The organism is Cedecea colo (genome assembly GCF_011808225.1).
Lineage (GTDB): Bacteria > Pseudomonadota > Gammaproteobacteria > Enterobacterales > Enterobacteriaceae > Dryocola > Dryocola colo.
The window spans coordinates 666,849-685,210 of record NZ_SOYS01000002.1 but is presented as its reverse complement, the minus strand read 5'-3'; the positions used below and the strand labels follow the sequence as shown (position 1 = coordinate 685,210).

Below are 18,362 nucleotides of genomic sequence, written 5' to 3'. Positions count from 1 at the left end.
GGCCAATATCAAAAGGAGATCCAGGTGGAAAAAAAATGGTGGCACAACGCGGTGGTGTACCAGATCTATCCGCGCAGCTTTATGGATAGCAACGGCGATGGCATCGGCGACCTTGCCGGTATCATCAGCAAACTCGATTATCTTCAGCAGCTCGGTATTAATTTAATCTGGCTTTCGCCGGTTTACCGCTCGCCGATGGACGATAACGGTTACGACATCTCCGACTACGAAGACATTGCCGCCGAGTTTGGCACAATGGCAGAGATGGAAGCGCTGATCCGCCAGGCGAAACAGCGCGATATCCATATTTTGATGGATCTCGTTGTCAACCATACCTCCGATGAACACCCCTGGTTTATTAGCGCGCTGGAATCCCAGGATAGTCCGTATCGTGACTTTTATATCTGGCGCAAACCGGCGGCGGACGGCGGCCCGCCGAACAATTTCCGTTCCTACTTTGGCGGCAGCGGCTGGGCGTATGATGAGGCCAGCGGCGAGTATTATCTGCATCAGTTTTCTAAACGGCAGCCGGATCTCAACTGGGACAATCCCCGCGTACACGAAGAAGTCCACGCCATGATGAACCGCTGGCTGGACAAAGGGATCGGCGGCTTCCGCATGGACGTTATCGATCTGATCGGTAAAGAGGTGGATAAGCAGATTATGGCGAACGGTAAAAATCTGCACATGCTTATTCGCCAGATGAACCGCGCCACTTTCGGTAAAGGTGATTACGTGACGGTCGGCGAAGCCTGGAGCGCCTCGCCGCAAGATGCGCTGCTCTACAGTGCGAACGATCGCGAAGAGCTGTCGATGGTTTTCCAGTTCGACCATATCAAACAGTTCTGGGATGAACAGGCGGGCAAATGGCGCAGCAAGCCGTTTGTGCTGGCGAATTTTAAAGCGGTGATTGAAAAGTGGCAAACGGCGCTTGCCGACCGCGGCTGGAACTCGCTGTTCTGGAGCAACCACGATCTGCCTCGCGCCGTATCAAAATTTGGCGATGAAGGCGAGTTCCGCGAAGCTTCCGCCAAAATGCTGGGCACCGCGCTGCATTGCCTGAAGGGCACGCCTTATATCTATCAGGGCGAAGAGATCGGGATGACCAACGTGCGCTACACCACTATCGAAGAATATCGCGATATCGAAAGCCTGAACCTCTACAGAGAGCGGCTGGCAGGCGGCGTCAGTCATGATGAGATGATGACCGGGATACACGCCAACGGGCGGGATAACGCGCGCACGCCAATGCAGTGGGACGACAGCCCGAATGCCGGATTTACTACCGGCATTCCGTGGATTGCGGCCAATCCCAACTACCGTGAAATCAACGTTGCCGCAGCCCTGGCCGAGCCTGATTCCATTCTGTGGCATTACCAGAAGCTGGTGGCGCTGCGTAAGCAGTATCCGATTCTGGTTTACGGTAACTTCAGGCCGATTTTAAAAGAGCATCCGCAGGTATTCGCCTGGTTAAGAACGCTGGGTGAAGAGCGGCTGCTGGTGGTGAATAACTTTTCTCGCGAGCACCTCACGCTTGATATTCCTGAGGAGATGCAGGCCTGGCACGGTGAATGCCTGGTCAGCAATTATGCGCCGCGTGACGCCCTGGCGGTAAGCCTTGAGCTTCAGCCTTATGAATCATTTGCACTACTTATCGGGAGGTAACGATGGCGAGCTGGTGGAAAGAGGCGGTGGCCTACCAGATTTATCCGCGCAGTTTTAAAGACAGTAACGGCGATGGTATTGGCGATCTGAACGGCATCACCGAGAAACTCGATTATCTGCAAGACCTCGGCATCGATCTGATCTGGATCTGCCCGATGTACAAGTCACCTAACGATGATAACGGCTACGATATCAGCGATTATCAGGCCATTATGGATGAGTTCGGCACCATGGCGGATTTCGACCGGCTGCTGGAAGGCGTGCACGCGCGCGATATGCGGCTGATTATCGATCTGGTGGTGAATCATACCTCCGATGAGCATCCGTGGTTTCTTGAGTCCCGCTCCTCACGCGATAATCCAAAGCGTGACTGGTACATCTGGCGTGAGGGTAAAAACGGGGCGGAACCTAACAACTGGGAGGGCATTTTTAAAGGCTCGGCCTGGGAATTCGATCCCCAGACAGAGCAGTATTTCCTGCATCTGTTTACCCGTCGTCAGCCGGATTTAAACTGGGAAAATCACGATATGCGCGCGGCGGTTTACGACATGATGCGCTGGTGGCTGAATAAAGGCATCGACGGATTCCGCATCGACGCTATCGCCCATATGAAAAAAGAGCCGCTGCTTGCCGATGCTCCTAACCCGGACAAGTTACGCTATGCCCCGTCGATGAAAAGCCATCTGAATTACGATGGGCTGCTGGACTACGTAGATGATATGAGTCGCAACGTGTTCAAACATTACGATATCGTCACCGTCGGCGAGATGAACGGCCTGTTTGCGGATCGCGCCGAGGAATGGGTCGGTGAGCACCGCAACAGGTTGAGCATGGTATTCCAGTTTGAACATGTGCGTTTGTGGGAGCCGGAAGAAGGATTACGGCCGGAACCTGCCGTGCTGAAGAAAATCTTTACCGCCTGGCAGGAGGCGCTGGAAGGAAAAGGCTGGAATGCGCTGTATGTCGAAAATCACGATCTGACGCGCATCACGTCGCGCTGGGGCGATACCGAGCACCACTGGCGGGAAAGCGCCACCTGCATCGCCGCGCTTTATTTCCTGATGCAGGGCACGCCGTTTATCTACCAGGGCCAGGAAATCGGCATGACCAATACCCGCTTTGGCGGGATAGAAGATTTTGACGATGTGTCAGCGAAAAACATGTGGCGGGAATTAGCCGCGCAGGGCAGAAGCGAGGAAGAGATCATCGCATTTCTGACCAATACGGGACGCGATAACTCCCGCACGCCGATGCAGTGGAATAACTGGCCCAACGCCGGGTTTAGCGACGGTGAGCCGTGGTTCCCGGTCAATGCCAATTACGAAATGATTAACGTCGCCTCCCAGCAACAGGATCCGAATTCGGTACTGAACTTCTATCGTGCGCTGATCCAGCTGCGCCGACAGGAGCAAACGCTGATTTACGGGCGCTACGCGCTGGAACTGCCGCAGCACGAGCAGATTTATGCCTATCGTCGCGAGCGGGAAGATGACACCTTTTTGGTGCTGTGCAATATGTCTTCGAAAGCCGCAAGCTGGTCGGATATGGAGTTGTCGCTTCAGGGGATGCATTGCGTACTGGGTAATTATCCGCAGGTGGATGAGGATTACAGGCTGCACGCCTGGGAGACCCGGGTTTACAGGATTTGAGCAACAGGGTAGGCGGCGCTTGCCTACCCTGAATTTCTGAAAGCGGCTGTTCACTCGTGACAAATGGATGGCCATATTTAACGTTAATATAAGCGGTTAATGGCGCGGTGTTGCATTGATTGGGTCGTTACTCACCGGCGTAAGATTCTGTCCTGAACAGAATTCTGCATCTTACGCAAAAGGATGTAACTTGGTGAAATGCAACGCTTTATCGGTGACAGCGTTCATGGTTTGCGCCTTTCTGGCTGCGGTAAATCCCGCCAATGCTGCGCAAAGCAAAGACGATATTAAACAGCAAATTATCGATGCTTCGATTGCGGCTTACCCCGGCAACTGCCCTTGTCCCTATAACAGTATGCGTAATGGACGGCAGTGTGGCGGTCGCAGCGCCTGGAGTAGAGAAGGGGGCTATTCGCCTGTTTGCTATAAAAAAGAGGTGACCGATGAGATGATCGACGAGTGGAAGGCCGGGCATTCTTAATCAGTTTGTGGTGGAGGGCGGGTGAACGTGCTCGGCACCCGCCTAAGCGCTATTCTTTTATCAGATTCACATCAATCTTCGCCACGATTTTCCTCAGCGCGCCAGGCGTGCCGGACGTTGCCATTGGGCGATGAAGTTCGCCGGGAAAAAGGATCGCCAGGTCGCCCGGCAGTAGTTTAATTAGCGTTTCGCAGCCCATGCCCCTGAAGAAACCAATATCGTTTTGCTCGTCGAATTCGCCGTCTGGCTGCTGGCGTTGTTCTATCGGTGCTGCACCAATTAACTCTTCACCTTCAAGCACAATATGTATATCGATGTAGCGGGCATGCAATTCCGGGCGCTGCTCTTCCAGCGGTTTGGTTTTGCCATCAAAGACGGAGAAATAGATCAGTTCACCTTCGATGGGGTATTTGCCGTTGGCAAGCTGCTGCGGTTTGTTAGCTACAATGGCCCGTAGCGCGTGGCGGATCGCCTGCGGATAAACCGGGTTGCTTGCCGCATTGCTTAATTTGTCGATAATCATTCGCTACTCCTCAGACCGCAACCAGCATGCCGCCATCAACAAACAGCAGATGTCCGTTGACGAAGTTTGATGCTTTGCTTGCAAGGAACACCGCGGCGCCAATCAGCTCCTGCGGATCGCCCCAGCGCGCAGCCGGAGTACGTTTGCACAGCCACTGTGTGAAGGCTTCGTCTTCGACAAGCGCTTTGGTCATCTCGGTTTTGAAATAGCCCGGAGCGATACCGTTGACCTGGATATTGTAGCGAGCCAGCTCCACGCACATGCCGCGGGTAAGCATTTTTACCGCGCCTTTCGCAGCGGCGTATGGCGTGATGGTGTCGCGCCCCAGCTCGCTTTGCATGGAACAAATATTGATGATTTTCCCGGCCTGGCGTTTCACCATGCGGCGGGAAACGGACTGCGAAACTAAAAATACCGCGGTCTGGTTGACGGCGATAATATCGTTCCATTCGTTGACCGGGAATTCGGTAAAGGGATGACGACGTTGAATACCGGCGTTATTTATCAGTACGTCAATCGGGCCAATCTCCTGTTCGATATTTTCAATTGCTGATTCTACAGCTTCCGGGTCGGTAACATTAAAAGCTGATACCCATGCGGTATAGCCGCAATCGCGTAATTTCATCGCCGCATGCTCGGCGCGCTCGGCGGTAATATCGTTGATAATAATTTCAGCGCCCTGTTCGGCCAGCCCCTGGGCTAATAAAAAGCCAATACCCTGCGCGGAGCCGGTAATTAATACGCGCTTATTGTCGAGCGTAAATAAGTTATTCATAGTGGGGTTCCAGTATTTAATGCGTGGTAATCAATGCCTCCTATCAAAGCGGTTCAGCCGCTGCAAAACTGTGAAGCAGATCACTGTGAATAGTGTTACGCCCGCATGATACCTGGAGTGTGAAGCGCGGCGGCTTTTCTTTTGTCGGCATTGCGGGGCATAATCCTTTTTCCGCGTGGTTATCAGGAAAGCCAGATGAAGTACCAGCGCATTACCTTGCAGGATATCGCCGCCCTGGCCGGGGTCACGAAAATGACCGTCAGCCGCTATTTGCGCACGCCGGATAAGGTCGCCCCGGAAACCGCCGCCCGCATTGCCGCAGTGATGGCGGAAGTGAATTATATGCCGGACCCGGAAAATCGGGCGCTGGCAAGCAATATGCAGCCGCGTATCGGCGTGATCATTCCCTCCTTTCATAACCAGATTTTTGCCGATTTACTGGCAGGCATTGAATCTGTAACAGCCCGTTCAGGCTACCAGACGCTGGTGGTTAATTATGATTACGACCGCGAGCGTGAAGAAGAGCAAATCGCTACGGTGCTGGGTTTTAACGTCGCAGGATTAATCCTGACCGAAACTGTGCATACATTGCGTACCGAAAAGTATTTAACCGCCGCCGGCATTCCGGTCGCGGAAGTGATGGATTTAGTTGCGAACAGCGGGCGTATTAACGTCGGTTTTGATAACTTCCGCGCCGGTTTTGATATGACCAATACGCTGATTGCCAGCGGTAAAAAACGTATCATCTACTTTGGTTCAATGGCCGACGTGCGGGATATCAAACGCTATGAGGGCTACTGCAAAGCCATGGCGGACGCGGGTCTGGCGAACGGGCGACTCATGCCGAACAAGGTTTCGTCCGTCAGCGTTGGCACCGGTATGATGGCGATGGCGCGACAGATGTACCCGGATATGGACGGCATTCTGTGCACCAACGACGATCTTGCCGCAGGAGTGTTACAGGAATGCCAGGCGGGAAATATCCGCGTGCCGGAACAGCTCGGCATCGCCGGATTTCACGGGCTGGAAATTGGCCAGGTTACGGTGCCGAAGCTTGCAAGCGTGGTTACCCCGCGCTTTGAGATAGGCAAAGTGGCCACCGAGATTTTGCTCAAGAAAATCAACGGGCAACCGACCATCGAACGGGTCGATTTACACTACCGCTTATCCCTCGGCGGTACGCTGTAGTTTGCAAAGTGCTGAAGCGATCACGCTAACGGTAACAGGGTTTTCTAACATAAATTCACGTGACCTGTGTCGCAAAACCCTGCGCTTAAAACGGTTTTGATGTTAAGCAGAAATTTTGCCTTAACGACTTAACCGGGGGAACCATGTCACAACCTGCCCAACATGTATTACTTATTGCTCCTGTGATGGATGCGCTTTTGCAACGGCTTGATGCGCATTACACCGTTCATCGCCTTTATCAGCAGCCGGACGCCGCCTCCTGGCTTGTTGAAAACGGCGCACAGATTGGCGCTGTGGTAACGCGTGGCGACGTTGGCGTAACCACCGCCGTGCTGGAAAATCTGCCGCAGGCTGGCGTCATCGCCATTTTCGGCGTCGGCACCGATGCGGTGGATTTGGACTATGCCCGCCGCCGCAACATTGCTGTGACTATCACCGCAGGTGCGCTGACCGATGACGTTGCTGATTTAGCCTTCGGATTATTACTCAGCAGCGCCCGTAAGCTTTGCCAGGGCGACCGCTTTGTACGTGAAGGACGCTGGTTACAGGAAAACCCGGCGCTGGCAACGCAGGTGAGCCGCAAACGCATCGGGATTTTTGGCATGGGTAACATTGGCCGCGCCATTGCCCGCCGCGCCGCCGGGTTTGATATGGAGATCTATTACACGGACCGGCAGGCAGATGCGGCGCTGCCGTACCGCTGGTGCGAAGACGTGCTTAGCCTTGCGAAGAACAGCGATTTTTTCATCGTTGCGGTTTCAGGCGGCAAGGAAAGCCTGGGAATAGTAAATCGTCAGGTTTTTCAGGCGCTACCTAATCATGCGCTGGTGATTAATATCGCCCGCGGCAGCATTATTAATGAGCCGGATTTAATTGCTGCTCTGCAAAATGGCGATATTGCCGGAGCCGGGCTTGACGTTTTTTCCCAGGAGCCGAAGGTGCCCGCAGAATTTATCGCCATGGATAACGTAGTATTACAACCGCACGTTGCCAGCGCTACGCACGAAACTCGTCAACGTATGAGTAATATTGTTTTCGAAAACGTGGACGCTTATTTCAACCACCGGCCGCTGCCGCACCGCATTAATTAATTTACCGGCGCCCTTTATTAAAAAGGGCAATGTCTTTTATCGTCATGGAAAAATACCATGGAAAAGAAAATTCCCGGCACTCGTTGGTGGCGCGTGGTCGCGCCTGTTTTAATCGCCTGTATTATTTCCTTTATGGACCGGGTGAACATTAGTTTTGCGCTACCCGGTGGAATGGAAGCCGATTTAGCTATTACCAGCCAAATGGCTGGCCTCACCAGCGGGATCTTTTTTATCGGCTATCTGTTTTTGCAGATCCCCGGTGGGCGCATTGCCGTTAACGGCAGCGGTAAGAAGTTTATTGCCTGGTCGCTGGTTGCCTGGGCCGTGGTGTCTATCGCTACGGGATTTGTGACCAATAATTATCAGGTGCTGGTGCTGCGTTTTGTACTCGGCGTTGCCGAAGGCGGCATGTTACCCGTGGTGCTGACGATGATCAGCAACTGGTTCCCGGAGCGGGAAATCGGCCGCGCCAACGCTTTTGTGATGATGTTTGCGCCTATTGGCGGCATGGTCACAGCGCCGATTTCCGGGGCGATTATTCAGGGGCTGGACTGGCGCTGGCTGTTTATCATCGAAGGGCTGCTGTCGATCGTGGTGCTGGCAATATGGTGGGGGCTTATCAGCGACCGTCCTCAGCAAGCGCGCTGGCTGCCTGCCGCAGAACGCGACTATTTGCTGGCCGAGCTGGAAAGCGACCGTCAGGCGCGCAGCCTGAAACAGCCGGTGAGCAAAGCGCCCCTGCGTGATGTGTTCCGCAACAGCGGTTTGATGAAGCTGGTGGCGCTGAACTTTTTCTATCAGACGGGCGATTACGGCTATACGCTGTGGCTGCCGACCATCCTGAAGAATCTGACCGGTGCGAACATGGCCGGTGTTGGACTGCTGGCGATCCTGCCCTTTGTGGCGACGATTATCGGCATCTACGTCATTTCAACGCTCAGCGATAAAACCGGGAAACGCCGTCGATGGGTGATGATTTCACTGCTCTGTTTCGCAGCCGCGCTGCTGGCCTCGGTTGTGCTGCGGCATAACATCGTTGCCGCATATATTGCGCTGGTGGCATGCGGATTTTTCCTCAAAGCCGCAACCAGTCCTTTCTGGTCTATTCCAGGGCGTATTGCTTCGCCGGAGGTGGCCGGTGGGGCGCGCGGTGTGATTAACGGGCTGGGAAACCTGGGCGGATTTTGCGGGCCCTGGCTGGTCGGAATGATGATATATCTCTACGGGCAAAACGTGGCGGTATGCGCGCTGGCAGGTTCCCTGGTGATTGCCGCATTGATAACCTTAACGCTGCCAAAAAACTGCGATCTGACGCCGGAAAGTAGCCGTAAGCCAGCCGCAGACGAGGCGCGCGTTGCGGGATAATCAGTAACCCACTGCATCCAGGCGGAACTGCTTAGCGCAGTTGCCTGGATTTTTTTGCCTGGCGAAGGAGGCGTCGCTTAGCGGATCGTTAATTTTTGCCGCCTCAAGCGTTACCTGCATTTCCGTCAGATACGCCGGATTGCCGTTACAGGTCAGCTTTACCGCCTTCACCGCATCGCTTCCCCAGCTTTTCTTCAGCGCTTTATTGAACGCTTTCCGCGTGACGACTTTGCCATAATTTTGCGCCAGGAACCCACCGAAGGCGCTTTGTTTGAATTGCGTGTTAAGGCGCACCATGGTGCCAAAGTAGGCGTTCGGGTCAAAGCCGAAACATGCGCCGTGCTTAGCAAACTCATAGCGCTCAAGGCAAGAATGACCGCCCGCGCCCGGCATCACGCCAGAAAGCTTTGCTGCGATATCCGCTGATAAATCCGGAGCCGGAGCGCTACATTTTTGCGAACCGCGAGCTTCCGCCATATTCGGAACAGGACGTGTGGCGCAGCCGTAGCGCATCCAGAGTTTGTTATCCACGCCGCGTGAGGAAACCGATTTTGGCAGGCCGGGCCACAGGCCATGCACGGTGAGAAATGTCCGCTTGTCCGCCTGTTCCTGCTGGAGTTTGCATTCGCCAGGCTCTTTCCGCTTACGCTCATGCAGGTTCTGACAAAAACCGCTCTGCCAGGAGAGCGCCAGTACATAAGTAGCGAAATCACCGTACTGTTTCGGATGCAGAGTTTCGGCGTGGGCAAGCAGGCTGGTTGCAAGCGTGGTGGTCAGGACAAGCGCGTTTTGCCACATGATGAGGTTCCGTGAGGTGATAATGTCCAGAAAGGAGCTTATTAAACCATAAAAAAGCGTCTTACAGAGGCGCTTCAGACTGATGACAAACTCTCAAACAGCACAGGTTGAACCTATGCCGCCGAATAAAAATAAGGAAAATCAAAGGATTGCTTTTCAGCTGTTAAGCACAAGAAGGAAAAACCACGCTTTTCCTTCTTTTATCAGCAGCCTAAAGCGCCTCGCTGAGGCGCTTATTCACCGTGGTAAGGATCAGGGAAGCAACGCTGCCGAAGGCACCAGAATCTCAGTGGCGATAATCACCACCAGCAGACCGACGGCAATTGGCACAGAGGTGCGCTTAACCACTTCGAACGGCGAGATTTTCGCCATCCCCGCGACGGCGACCACCACGCCGGAAACCGGGGAGATAGTGCGGCCCAGGTTAGAGGCCTGCAACATTGGGATGGCCAGATATGCCGGGTTGATGCCCGAAGAGTGGGCAAGTTTTGGAATCATCTCAACGAAGGCATAGAACGGCGCGTTACCGGAGCCGGTGGTCATCGCAGCCAGCATGGTCAGAATCACCAGCACCAGCATCAGAATAATACTCGCGGAACCAAACGATGTGGCAATTGAAATCAGGCTCTGAATAAAGCCAATGGTGCTCAGCCCCTGCGCAAAGACGCCCGCTGCAACCAGCAGTATCACCACGTTAGCAAAGGCATCCGCCATGCCGCGATAGCACACGTCAAGCCCGGAAAAAACGCTTTGCGTACTGAAACTACGGAAAAATTCGATGAGCGCCGCCAGCAGAATGCAGATAACCAGAATGGTAATAATATGCAGTTGCGGGCCCCATTTGCCGTCAAAAATCAGCACGCCGATGATGGGCGTAAAGGGGAGAATGGCGTAAAACGACGGCGAGGTGGTCTGAATTTCGCTGATGTCGAGCACTTCATGGCTGATGTGCTCTTTTTTATCCAGATAGCGTTGCCAGAAGAAGTGGGCAATCGCCATGGCAACAATGGCGGCGACGGAAATAGGCACGGTAGTTTTAAAGGCAAAATCCACCAGCGACATTTCAGCGGCTTTGGCAGCCAGCACCACATCGCCGGACGTTGGGGAAAGAATAATCGCAGCCGGAGAGGCGCAAATTGCCGCCGCCGCGCCGCGACTGATGCCCACGTTGACCATGACCGGGAACAGCGTTGCCATTAACAGCACGCCGAGGCCGGTTGCGGAAGAAACCGCCAGCGACATCAGGCACGCCACGAAATAGGCGGCAATCATCAGAATATACGGTGAATTAATAAATTTCAGCGGCTTTGACGCGAGCTTTACCACCATGTCGTTTGCGCCAATATGGGTCATATAAGCAGCAAATCCACATAGCATCATAATCATCATGCCGAGATCGCCCCCGCGACTCATCAGCAGGATTTTTACGTATTCGACAATATCGGTCGCGTTGTAGCCGGTACTTTCAGCGCTGTCAGGTAATACCTGATGGCCCATTAAGGCGCTGACGATCAGTAATAATAAGCCGCCGACGAAGAGAACGCCGGTGGCGGAGTAACCCCTGATGATGTAGCGAGCTACGCCAACGATTACCACAACCCCAATAAGTAATTCCAGCAAAGTAAGCATAATATCCCCCGTTGCGCCCGCCGCGGTTTGCCGGGCCTGAACGCAACCGAATGCCTGAAAAATAAACCATAGTGACCTTTGCAGTATTCTGCAAAGCGGTAAAAATGTGCCTGAGCGATTAACGCGATTTTCTGATGAGCGTCAACTTTCAACCACTCTGCTCATATTACGTGACGCTTTTGCAAGCAGCCCGGCAATTGTGACATTTACTTATTGCTTGTGGTTACGGATTTTTCCTGCGGCCCATGAATTAATTAACTATTCGGTAATAATAAAATTAAATTTATATTAACGGTTTGTTAATTAAAATCCTGAACGTAAAGCAGGCTAAAAAAACTTTAAAATATAAAGGAGTCGTGCTTATACTTCCGCCACATCTATTTTCGGGATTTATATTTTGCAATCCGCTTACTGGTCGACAAGCCGTTTACGCTTTTTCAGAAAGCATCTTTTGATGCTGCTGTTGGCGTTTGGCTGGCTCTTTGTCAACAGCCAGGCGGCGGTGGCTTCACACGATTGCCCGATAGATGTCAGCGCCCAGGCGGTAAGCATTCAGCATAGCGAACATATGCTGATGGCGGATGGTCACCCGTCAATGGCGAAAATCAGCGGCCCGCTTTGCGAGAAGCACTGCATACCAGACGTCATGCACAAGGATAACGGCCACAGCGATGTGGTGGCGCTTCCGGTGACCGATACGCTGGCGCTGATGGTGCCTGACTGCGCGCCTGCGGCGATGCCCGTCTCGCAGCTTGCTCCCCCCGCAACCGGCCCTCCGGCCACCATTCGGTTTTGTCGCTTTAGAGAATAACTCCAGCACCGTCACGGTTTCCGGGCGTTTTGCCCACCCCTTTGACCTGTGTTCTGGAGATTTTTATGCCTGTAATTTTTGCTCGTATCCTTGCAGCTATCGCGCTGTCTGCTTCCGTGGCGAATGCCGCTACTCACGATATGGCCATGCCCCACGAAATGCCCGCCGCTGAGGTTTATCAAAGCCACGGCGTGGTGAAAAAAGTGGCTGCCGATTCCCTTTCTATCGCCCACAAACCCGTGCCTGCGCTGAACTGGCCTGCGATGACGATGACTTTTAGCCTTCCGGCTAAAGGCATATTGCCGCAGCTAAAAGCAGGCGATACGGTTGATTTCACCTTTAGCCAGCAGGGTGACGGCTATCGGCTCACCTCGGTTACGCCGACTAAGTAATCGAGGCCATCATGAAACAACGTTCCCTGAGCCTGTGGCTCGGTGGGGTGCTGTTTGCCGCGTCCGTTTCTGCCGCCGCTAACGCGGCAGAATTAAGCCTGCAACAGACCCTGACCGCCGCTGAACGGTATTCCGCTGAACTATCAGCGAACCGTAACCAAAGCAATGCGCTTAATGCGATGGCGGATTCCGCACGCGAATTGCCCGATCCGAAGCTGAAATTTGGCATTGAAAATGTCCCGGTGCAGGGCAGTAACGGTCATCGCTTTACCCGCGAAGGGATGACCATGCAGCGCATCGGCATCATGCAGGATTATATAAGCCGCGAGAAACGCGACCGTAAAGCCGAAGTCATCCTCGCCCAGTCCGCCAGCAGCAAGGCCAGGGCCGAAGTGATTCGCGCCACGCTTCAGCGTGCGACGGCACAGGCGTGGCTTGATTTAGCATTGTCCACAAAGGCGCTGGCGTCCGCCCGCAAACTGGTAGCCGAAACCAAACGTCAGGCCGTTGTGCAGAAAGCCACGGTCGCCAGCGGCAGTTCGCCTGCTTCAGGCGTGGTGGATATCCACATGACGCTACTGGGCATGCAAGACAAAGTCACGCTTGCCGAGCGTGACGTTACGCTCGCGCAGACTCGCCTGCTGCAACTGACCGGTGAGCAGGTGGATGCGGCAAGCGGGGCTATGCCTCGTTATCAGCGTTTACCTGCCGATCCGGCGTTACTGGAGCAGGGCGTGATGGAACATCCCGAAGTGGTGCAGGCGGCGCGTGAAGCAGACGTAGCGAAAGCGCGCTCCGCTCAGTCTGCCGTGGCGGCAAAACCGGACGTGGGCGTGGAAGTTTATTACGCGCATCGCGCGGATGATTATGACGATATGGCGGGCGTGATGTTCACCGTCGATCTGCCGATGTTCAGATCGCAACGCCAGGACAAGGATTATTCGGCGGACGTCTCCCGCTCGAGAGAGGCTAACGACCAACTGGCGCTGGCTAAACGTGAACACGTGGCGCTGGTGCGCAGCCTGGTGGCGGAATATCAATATGCCCGGACGCTCTGGCAGCGCCAGCAGAAGGAAATCCTGCCGTTACAGCGCCAGCGTCTTTCGCTGCTCGAAGCGCAATATCGCTCGGGGCAATCCTCGCTTGCCGAACTTCTTGATGCACGCCGTGCGCTGCTGGACGCCGAACTGACCGCCAGCAACGCCGAGAAAGCCGTAGCCCAGGCCTGGGCTGCCATCCGCTATCTGACGCCGCAGGAAAATACGTTATGAAAACTTCTCTTCAGCTCTCCCTGCTGGCGGCGGCGATTGTCGTTGCGGCAGGCGCCGGTTACTACGCTGGAAAACAAAACCATCAGGCGCCAGCGGCAAGCGTGCAGCCGGAGCGCAAGGTGCTGTACTGGTACGACCCAATGACTCCCGGGCAGCGCTTTGATAAGCCGGGTAAATCACCCTTTATGGATATGGATCTGGTGCCGCGCTATGCCGATGAAACGGCGGATGAAGGCGGGGTGAGCGTCAGCGCTCGCCAGCAGCAGAATCTGGGGATTAAAACCGCAGGCGTTGAGCGAAAAACGTTGAACTATCAGCTTGCTGCTTTCGCGACGGTGACCACGGATGAACGCAGCCTACAGGTTATTTCCGCCAGCGCGAATGGCGTGGTCGAAAAGCTGTTTGTGAAAGCTCCGCAGCAGTTTGTAAAAAGCGGCGAGGCGCTGGCCCAGCTTTGGATCCCCGAGTGGACAGCCGCCCAGCAGGAATATCTGGCGGTACGCAAGCTGGGTGACAGCGCATTGAGCGCCGCGGCGCGGGAACGTCTGCAACTGCAATTTATGCCGGCGGAGGTTATCCGTCAGGTTGAACGCAGCGGTAAACCGCAAACGCGAATTACCGTGCGGGCTAAACAGGCGGGTTACATCAATAAACTCGACGCGCGCGAAGGCGCTCAGGTTGCAGCAACCGCGCCGCTGTTTGAGATAGCAAGCCTTGAGTCGGTATGGATTGTTATCGACTATCCACAGACGCAGGCCCGGGCGCTTCAGGTCGGTAGCGAGATTATTGCCCAGTCCGATAGCTGGCCGGGCGAGGCTTTCCACGGACGCATTAGCGAATTACTCCCGAATATGGAAACCACAACGCGCACGCTTAAGGCGCGCATCGTGCTGGACAATCCAGATGCGAAGCTAAAACCGGGTATGTATCTCAATGTTAAGTTGGCTAACGGGCAACCGCGAACGGCGGTGCTGGCTATTCCTGAGGAGGCATTAATCGAGACAGGAAGCGAAAGCCGCGTGCTGGTAGCTGCGGGAGAAGGCTATTTTAGTCCGGTAAACGTGGTGGCGGGTGCTACAGAAAATGGCTGGGTCGAAATTAAGCAGGGTTTGAAAGCGGGCGATAAGGTGGTGACTTCTGGCCAGTTCCTGATTGACTCCGAGGCCAGTTTGCGCAGCGCGCTGCCGCAGGAGGAATCTGCCGCCGCGCAGAAAGTGGAATATCAGGGCCAGGGCGTGGTGAAGGCCATTGAGGATGAAGCGGTGACGCTCTCTCATCAGCCGATTCCGGCGCTGAAATGGGGGGCGATGACCATGGACTTTTCCCTGCAATCTCCGGCTGACGCACAGCGTGTGAAGGTGGGTGAGGAGGTGATGTTCAGCTTCACGATGGATGAAAAAGCGGGCGCGGTTATCACCCATCTGATGCCGATGGCGGGGGCAATGAAATGATTGCCGCAGTTATTCGCTGGTCGCTTAAAAATCGCCTGCTGGTGCTGCTGGCGGCAGCAGGCCTGGCGGCGTGGGGACTCTGGTCTTTGCAGCGTGCGCCGCTTGATGCGCTGCCCGATCTTTCTGATGTTCAGGTCATTGTTCGGGTCAGCTATCCGGGAAAAGCGCCGCAGGTGGTGGAGGATCAGGTGACTTATCCCCTGACGACCACCATGCTTTCCGTGCCCGGAGCAAAAACGGTGCGCGGATTTTCGATGTTCGGTGATTCATACGTTTACATCCTGTTTGATGACGGAACCGATCCGTACTGGGCGCGCTCCCGCGTGCTGGAGTATTTAAGCCAGGCGCAGTCGCAGCTTCCTGCTGAAGCAAAAGCGTCTCTGGGGCCAGATGCGACGGGAGTGGGCTGGGTCTATGAATACGCGCTGATGGACAGGACCGGCAAACATAGCCTGGCGGATCTGCGTGCGTTGCAGGACTGGACGCTGAAGTACGAGCTAAAAACTGTTCCGAACGTTTCAGAGGTGGCGAGCGTTGGGGGCATGGTCCGGCAGTATCAGATTGTGCTCGATCCACAGCGGATGCGCGCCCTGAATATCACTCACGATCGGGTTACTGACGCCGTGCAAAGCGCAAATCAGGAAGGCGGCGGGTCGGTCATTGAGATGGGCGAAGCCGAATATATGGTGCGCACGGCGGGCTATCTGAAGCATCTGGATGATTTTAAACAGATTGTCATTACCACGCGCGAAGGTGTGCCGGTGCTGCTTTCGGACGTGGCGACGCTGCGCCTGGGGCCGGAAATGCGCCGTGGGGTCGCAGAGCTTAACGGCGAGGGAGAAGTTGCGGGCGGCATTATCGTTATGCGCTACGGCAAAAATGCGCTTGAGACGATTAACGCGGTCAAAGCGAAAATCCAACAGCTAAAGAAAAGCCTGCCTGCCGGCGTCGAAATTGTGCCGGTATACGATCGCTCCCAGCTGATTGAAAACGCGATTGAAACGCTTTCCCACAAGCTGCTCGAAGAGTTCATCGTTGTCGCTGCGATTTGCATTTTATTTTTATTCCACTTCCGTTCGGCGCTGGTGGCGATAATCACCTTGCCGCTTGGCATTCTGGGTGCGTTTATCGTCATGCATTACCAGGGGGTGAACGCCAATATTATGTCGCTCGGCGGCATCGCGATTGCTATCGGCGCGATGGTGGATGCGGCCATCGTGATGATTGAAAATATGCACAAGGTGCTGGAGCAGTGGCGGCATGAAAATCCCGATAAGCAACCGGGAAGTGCAGACTACTGGCGGATTTCGGAGCAGGCGGCGGTGGAAGTGGGCCCGGCGCTGTTTTGTAGTTTGCTGATTATCACGCTGTCGTTTATTCCGGTGTTTTCGCTGGAGGCGCAGGAAGGCCGCATGTTCTCACCGCTGGCGTTTACTAAAACCTACGCCATGGCGGTTGCCGCCGGGCTTGGGATTACGCTGGTGCCGGTGCTGATGGGCTATTTCATTCGCGGGAAAATCCCCGATGAGAAAGCTAATCCTCTCAACCGCTGGTTAATTGCGGTTTATGAGCCGCTGCTCGACACGGTTCTGGCGCGTCCTAAAACCACGCTGCTGATAGCGGGTATTTTGCTGGCTGCGACACTCTGGCCGCTAAGCCGTCTGGGCAGTGAGTTTATGCCGCCGCTGGATGAAGGAGATCTCCTTTATATGCCCTCTACGCTGCCGGGTATTTCAGCTCGCGAGGCGGGACGGCTCCTGCAACAAACCGACCGGCTGATTAAAACCGTACCGGAAGTGGAAACCGTCTTTGGTAAAGCGGGGCGGGCAGAAACCGCGACGGACCCGGCACCCTTAACGATGATTGAAACGACTATTCGCTTCAAACCACGCGAACAGTGGCGAGCCGGCATGACTATGGACAAACTGGTGAGCGAGCTGGATAGCGTGGTGAACGTGCCGGGTATCGCCAACGTATGGGTGCCGCCGATTCGCAACCGCCTGGATATGCTGGCGACGGGCATTAAAAGCCCCGTAGGGATTAAAGTGAACGGCAATAATATTGCGGCGATTGCACAGGTAGCCGGGCAAATCGAACGCGTGGTGAAGCAGGTCCCGGGCGTAACCTCGGCCCTTGCAGAGCGGCTGGCCGGTGGGCGCTACGTGGACATTACTATCGACCGGCGTAAGGCGGCAAGGTTTGGCGTCTCCGTTAAAGAACTGCAATCGCTGGTGGCGACGGTAGTGGGCGGGCAAAATATCGGCGAGACGATAGAAGGGCGAGAGCGTTATCCCATCAACGTACGCTACCCGCGTGGAATACGTGACAACGTGCAGCAGCTGCGTGATATGCCGGTTGTGACGGCGAACGGTAGCCAGATCGCGCTCTCTGAGCTGGCAGATATCGCCATTACCGCCGGCCCACCAATGCTGAAAAGCGAGAACGCCCGGCTGTCTAACTGGATTTATGTTGACCTGCGCGGACGTGACCTGAAATCGGCCGTAGAGGAGATGCAGAAGGTTGTATCTGAGCAGGTGAAATTACCGCAGGGCGTGACGTTATCCTGGTCGGGACAATTTGAATATCTTGAGCGAGCAATTGAGAAATTAAAAATCGTTTTGCCTTTTACGCTGGCAATCATTTTTGTCCTGCTTTACGTGACATTTTCCCGCATCGGCGATGCGTTATTAATTATGGGAACGCTACCCTTTTCATTAATAGGCGGCGTCTGGCTGCTCTATTTATTAGGGTATAATTTATCTGTCGCCGGTGCCGTTGGTTTTATCGCTTTAGCCGGAGTGGCGGCGGAATTTGGCGTTATTATGGTGCTTTATTTAAATCATGCCTTCGCTAAACATAAAATTGCCGATCCTGAAGGTGGTAACCTGATGCTGATGCGGGCGATCCATGAAGGCGCGGTGCTGCGTGTGCGACCAAAAATCATGACGGTGGCGACTATTATGGCAGGCTTGCTGCCGATTATGTGGGGCGATGGCGCCGGGTCGGAGGTGATGCGACGTATTGCGGCGCCGATGATTGGTGGCATGGTTACCGCTCCACTGCTTTCTATGTTGGTGATCCCGGCGCTTTATCTATTACTGAAAAAAGAAAAGTAGTTGGCTTCTTAATCCTCTGCGGCTGATAAAAGGTTGCGGAGGATTGGCTTAAAGACAGGATGCCTGTTAGCTAGCTAAAAAAATACTGCATCAGATTTAAAAATCTGCCGGTGATTTTAAGAGTAATCCCTGTCCCTTATAGATTCTATTAATTTAA

General features: G+C 54.4%; 15 protein-coding genes. 11 read left to right on the top strand and 4 right to left on the bottom strand.

Translation table 11 applies throughout. From position 1 onward, the window contains the following. Positions 1 to 24: 24 nt before the first annotated feature. The 3 genes from E2L00_RS07770 to E2L00_RS07760 all read left to right on the top strand — a co-directional run bounded on the left by E2L00_RS07770 (position 25) and on the right by E2L00_RS07760 (position 3,795). Complete coding sequence (locus E2L00_RS07770) at positions 25 to 1,665, top strand: alpha,alpha-phosphotrehalase (RefSeq protein WP_167609307.1); 1,641 nt, start codon at positions 25 to 27, stop codon at positions 1,663 to 1,665. A 2-nt stretch (positions 1,666 to 1,667) separates the two neighbouring features. After that, entirely contained in the window at positions 1,668 to 3,314 is a 1,647-nt protein-coding gene (locus E2L00_RS07765) for a glycoside hydrolase family 13 protein (RefSeq protein ID WP_167609304.1), read from the top strand. A gap of 226 nt (positions 3,315 to 3,540) precedes the next feature. Further along, positions 3,541 to 3,795 carry a hypothetical protein gene (locus E2L00_RS07760; RefSeq protein WP_167609687.1) on the top strand — a complete coding sequence of 85 codons (255 nt, stop codon included), beginning with the start codon at positions 3,541 to 3,543 and terminating at the stop codon, positions 3,793 to 3,795. Positions 3,796 to 3,844: 49 nt separating this feature from the next. Here E2L00_RS07760 and E2L00_RS07755 read toward each other — a convergent pair whose 3' ends face one another. Next, positions 3,845 to 4,318, bottom strand: a complete 474-nt coding sequence (locus E2L00_RS07755; RefSeq protein ID WP_167609301.1) for a NanQ anomerase/TabA/YiaL family protein — start codon at positions 4,316 to 4,318, stop codon at positions 3,845 to 3,847. A 10-nt stretch (positions 4,319 to 4,328) separates the two neighbouring features. After that, positions 4,329 to 5,093 carry a gluconate 5-dehydrogenase gene (idnO, locus tag E2L00_RS07750; RefSeq protein ID WP_167609298.1) on the bottom strand — a complete coding sequence of 255 codons (765 nt, stop codon included), beginning with the start codon at positions 5,091 to 5,093 and terminating at the stop codon, positions 4,329 to 4,331. A gap of 195 nt (positions 5,094 to 5,288) precedes the next feature. Here idnO and E2L00_RS07745 point away from each other — a divergent pair, with 195 nt between their 5' ends. The 3 genes from E2L00_RS07745 to E2L00_RS07735 all read left to right on the top strand — a co-directional run bounded on the left by E2L00_RS07745 (position 5,289) and on the right by E2L00_RS07735 (position 8,737). Next, positions 5,289 to 6,281 (top strand): LacI family DNA-binding transcriptional regulator, encoded by a 993-nt coding sequence (locus E2L00_RS07745; protein WP_167609295.1) that lies wholly within the window; start codon positions 5,289 to 5,291, stop codon positions 6,279 to 6,281. A gap of 143 nt (positions 6,282 to 6,424) precedes the next feature. Further along, a complete protein-coding gene (locus E2L00_RS07740; RefSeq protein ID WP_167609291.1) occupies positions 6,425 to 7,372 on the top strand; it encodes a 2-hydroxyacid dehydrogenase in 948 nt (315 codons plus the stop codon). Positions 7,373 to 7,429: 57 nt separating this feature from the next. Continuing rightward, the gene (locus tag E2L00_RS07735; protein ID WP_167609288.1) at positions 7,430 to 8,737 is read left to right on the top strand and encodes an MFS transporter; all 1,308 of its coding nucleotides are present in this window, start codon (positions 7,430 to 7,432) and stop codon (positions 8,735 to 8,737) included. Here the strand turns inward: E2L00_RS07735 and rna are convergent, their stop codons facing one another. Together rna and dcuC are read right to left on the bottom strand one after the other, a co-directional pair. Beyond that, the gene (gene rna / locus E2L00_RS07730) at positions 8,738 to 9,535 is read right to left on the bottom strand and encodes a ribonuclease I (RefSeq protein WP_167609285.1); all 798 of its coding nucleotides are present in this window, start codon (positions 9,533 to 9,535) and stop codon (positions 8,738 to 8,740) included. It abuts the gene before it with no gap. A gap of 252 nt (positions 9,536 to 9,787) precedes the next feature. Beyond that, positions 9,788 to 11,164, bottom strand: a complete 1,377-nt coding sequence (gene dcuC / locus E2L00_RS07725; RefSeq protein ID WP_167609282.1) for an anaerobic C4-dicarboxylate transporter DcuC — start codon at positions 11,162 to 11,164, stop codon at positions 9,788 to 9,790. Positions 11,165 to 11,618: 454 nt separating this feature from the next. On the opposite strand from dcuC, the gene E2L00_RS07720 reads away from it, so the two are divergent. The 5 genes from E2L00_RS07720 (at position 11,619) to E2L00_RS07700 (ending at position 18,205) form a co-directional block, all read left to right on the top strand. Continuing rightward, positions 11,619 to 11,975, top strand: coding sequence for a hypothetical protein (locus tag E2L00_RS07720; protein WP_167609279.1), 357 nt, complete (start codon positions 11,619 to 11,621; stop codon positions 11,973 to 11,975). A 65-nt stretch (positions 11,976 to 12,040) separates the two neighbouring features. Further along, positions 12,041 to 12,367 (top strand): copper-binding protein, encoded by a 327-nt coding sequence (locus E2L00_RS07715; RefSeq protein ID WP_167609276.1) that lies wholly within the window; start codon positions 12,041 to 12,043, stop codon positions 12,365 to 12,367. A gap of 11 nt (positions 12,368 to 12,378) precedes the next feature. Continuing rightward, positions 12,379 to 13,638: a TolC family protein gene (locus tag E2L00_RS07710; protein WP_167609273.1), complete on the top strand. Its 1,260-nt coding sequence runs from the start codon at positions 12,379 to 12,381 to the stop codon at positions 13,636 to 13,638. Further along, entirely contained in the window at positions 13,635 to 15,089 is a 1,455-nt protein-coding gene (locus E2L00_RS07705; RefSeq protein WP_167609270.1) for an efflux RND transporter periplasmic adaptor subunit, read from the top strand. The genes E2L00_RS07710 and E2L00_RS07705 overlap by 4 nt, the downstream gene beginning before the upstream one ends. Next, a complete protein-coding gene (locus E2L00_RS07700; RefSeq protein ID WP_167609266.1) occupies positions 15,086 to 18,205 on the top strand; it encodes an efflux RND transporter permease subunit in 3,120 nt (1,039 codons plus the stop codon). Before E2L00_RS07705 ends, E2L00_RS07700 begins: the two co-directional genes overlap by 4 nt. Positions 18,206 to 18,362 lie beyond the last annotated feature (157 nt).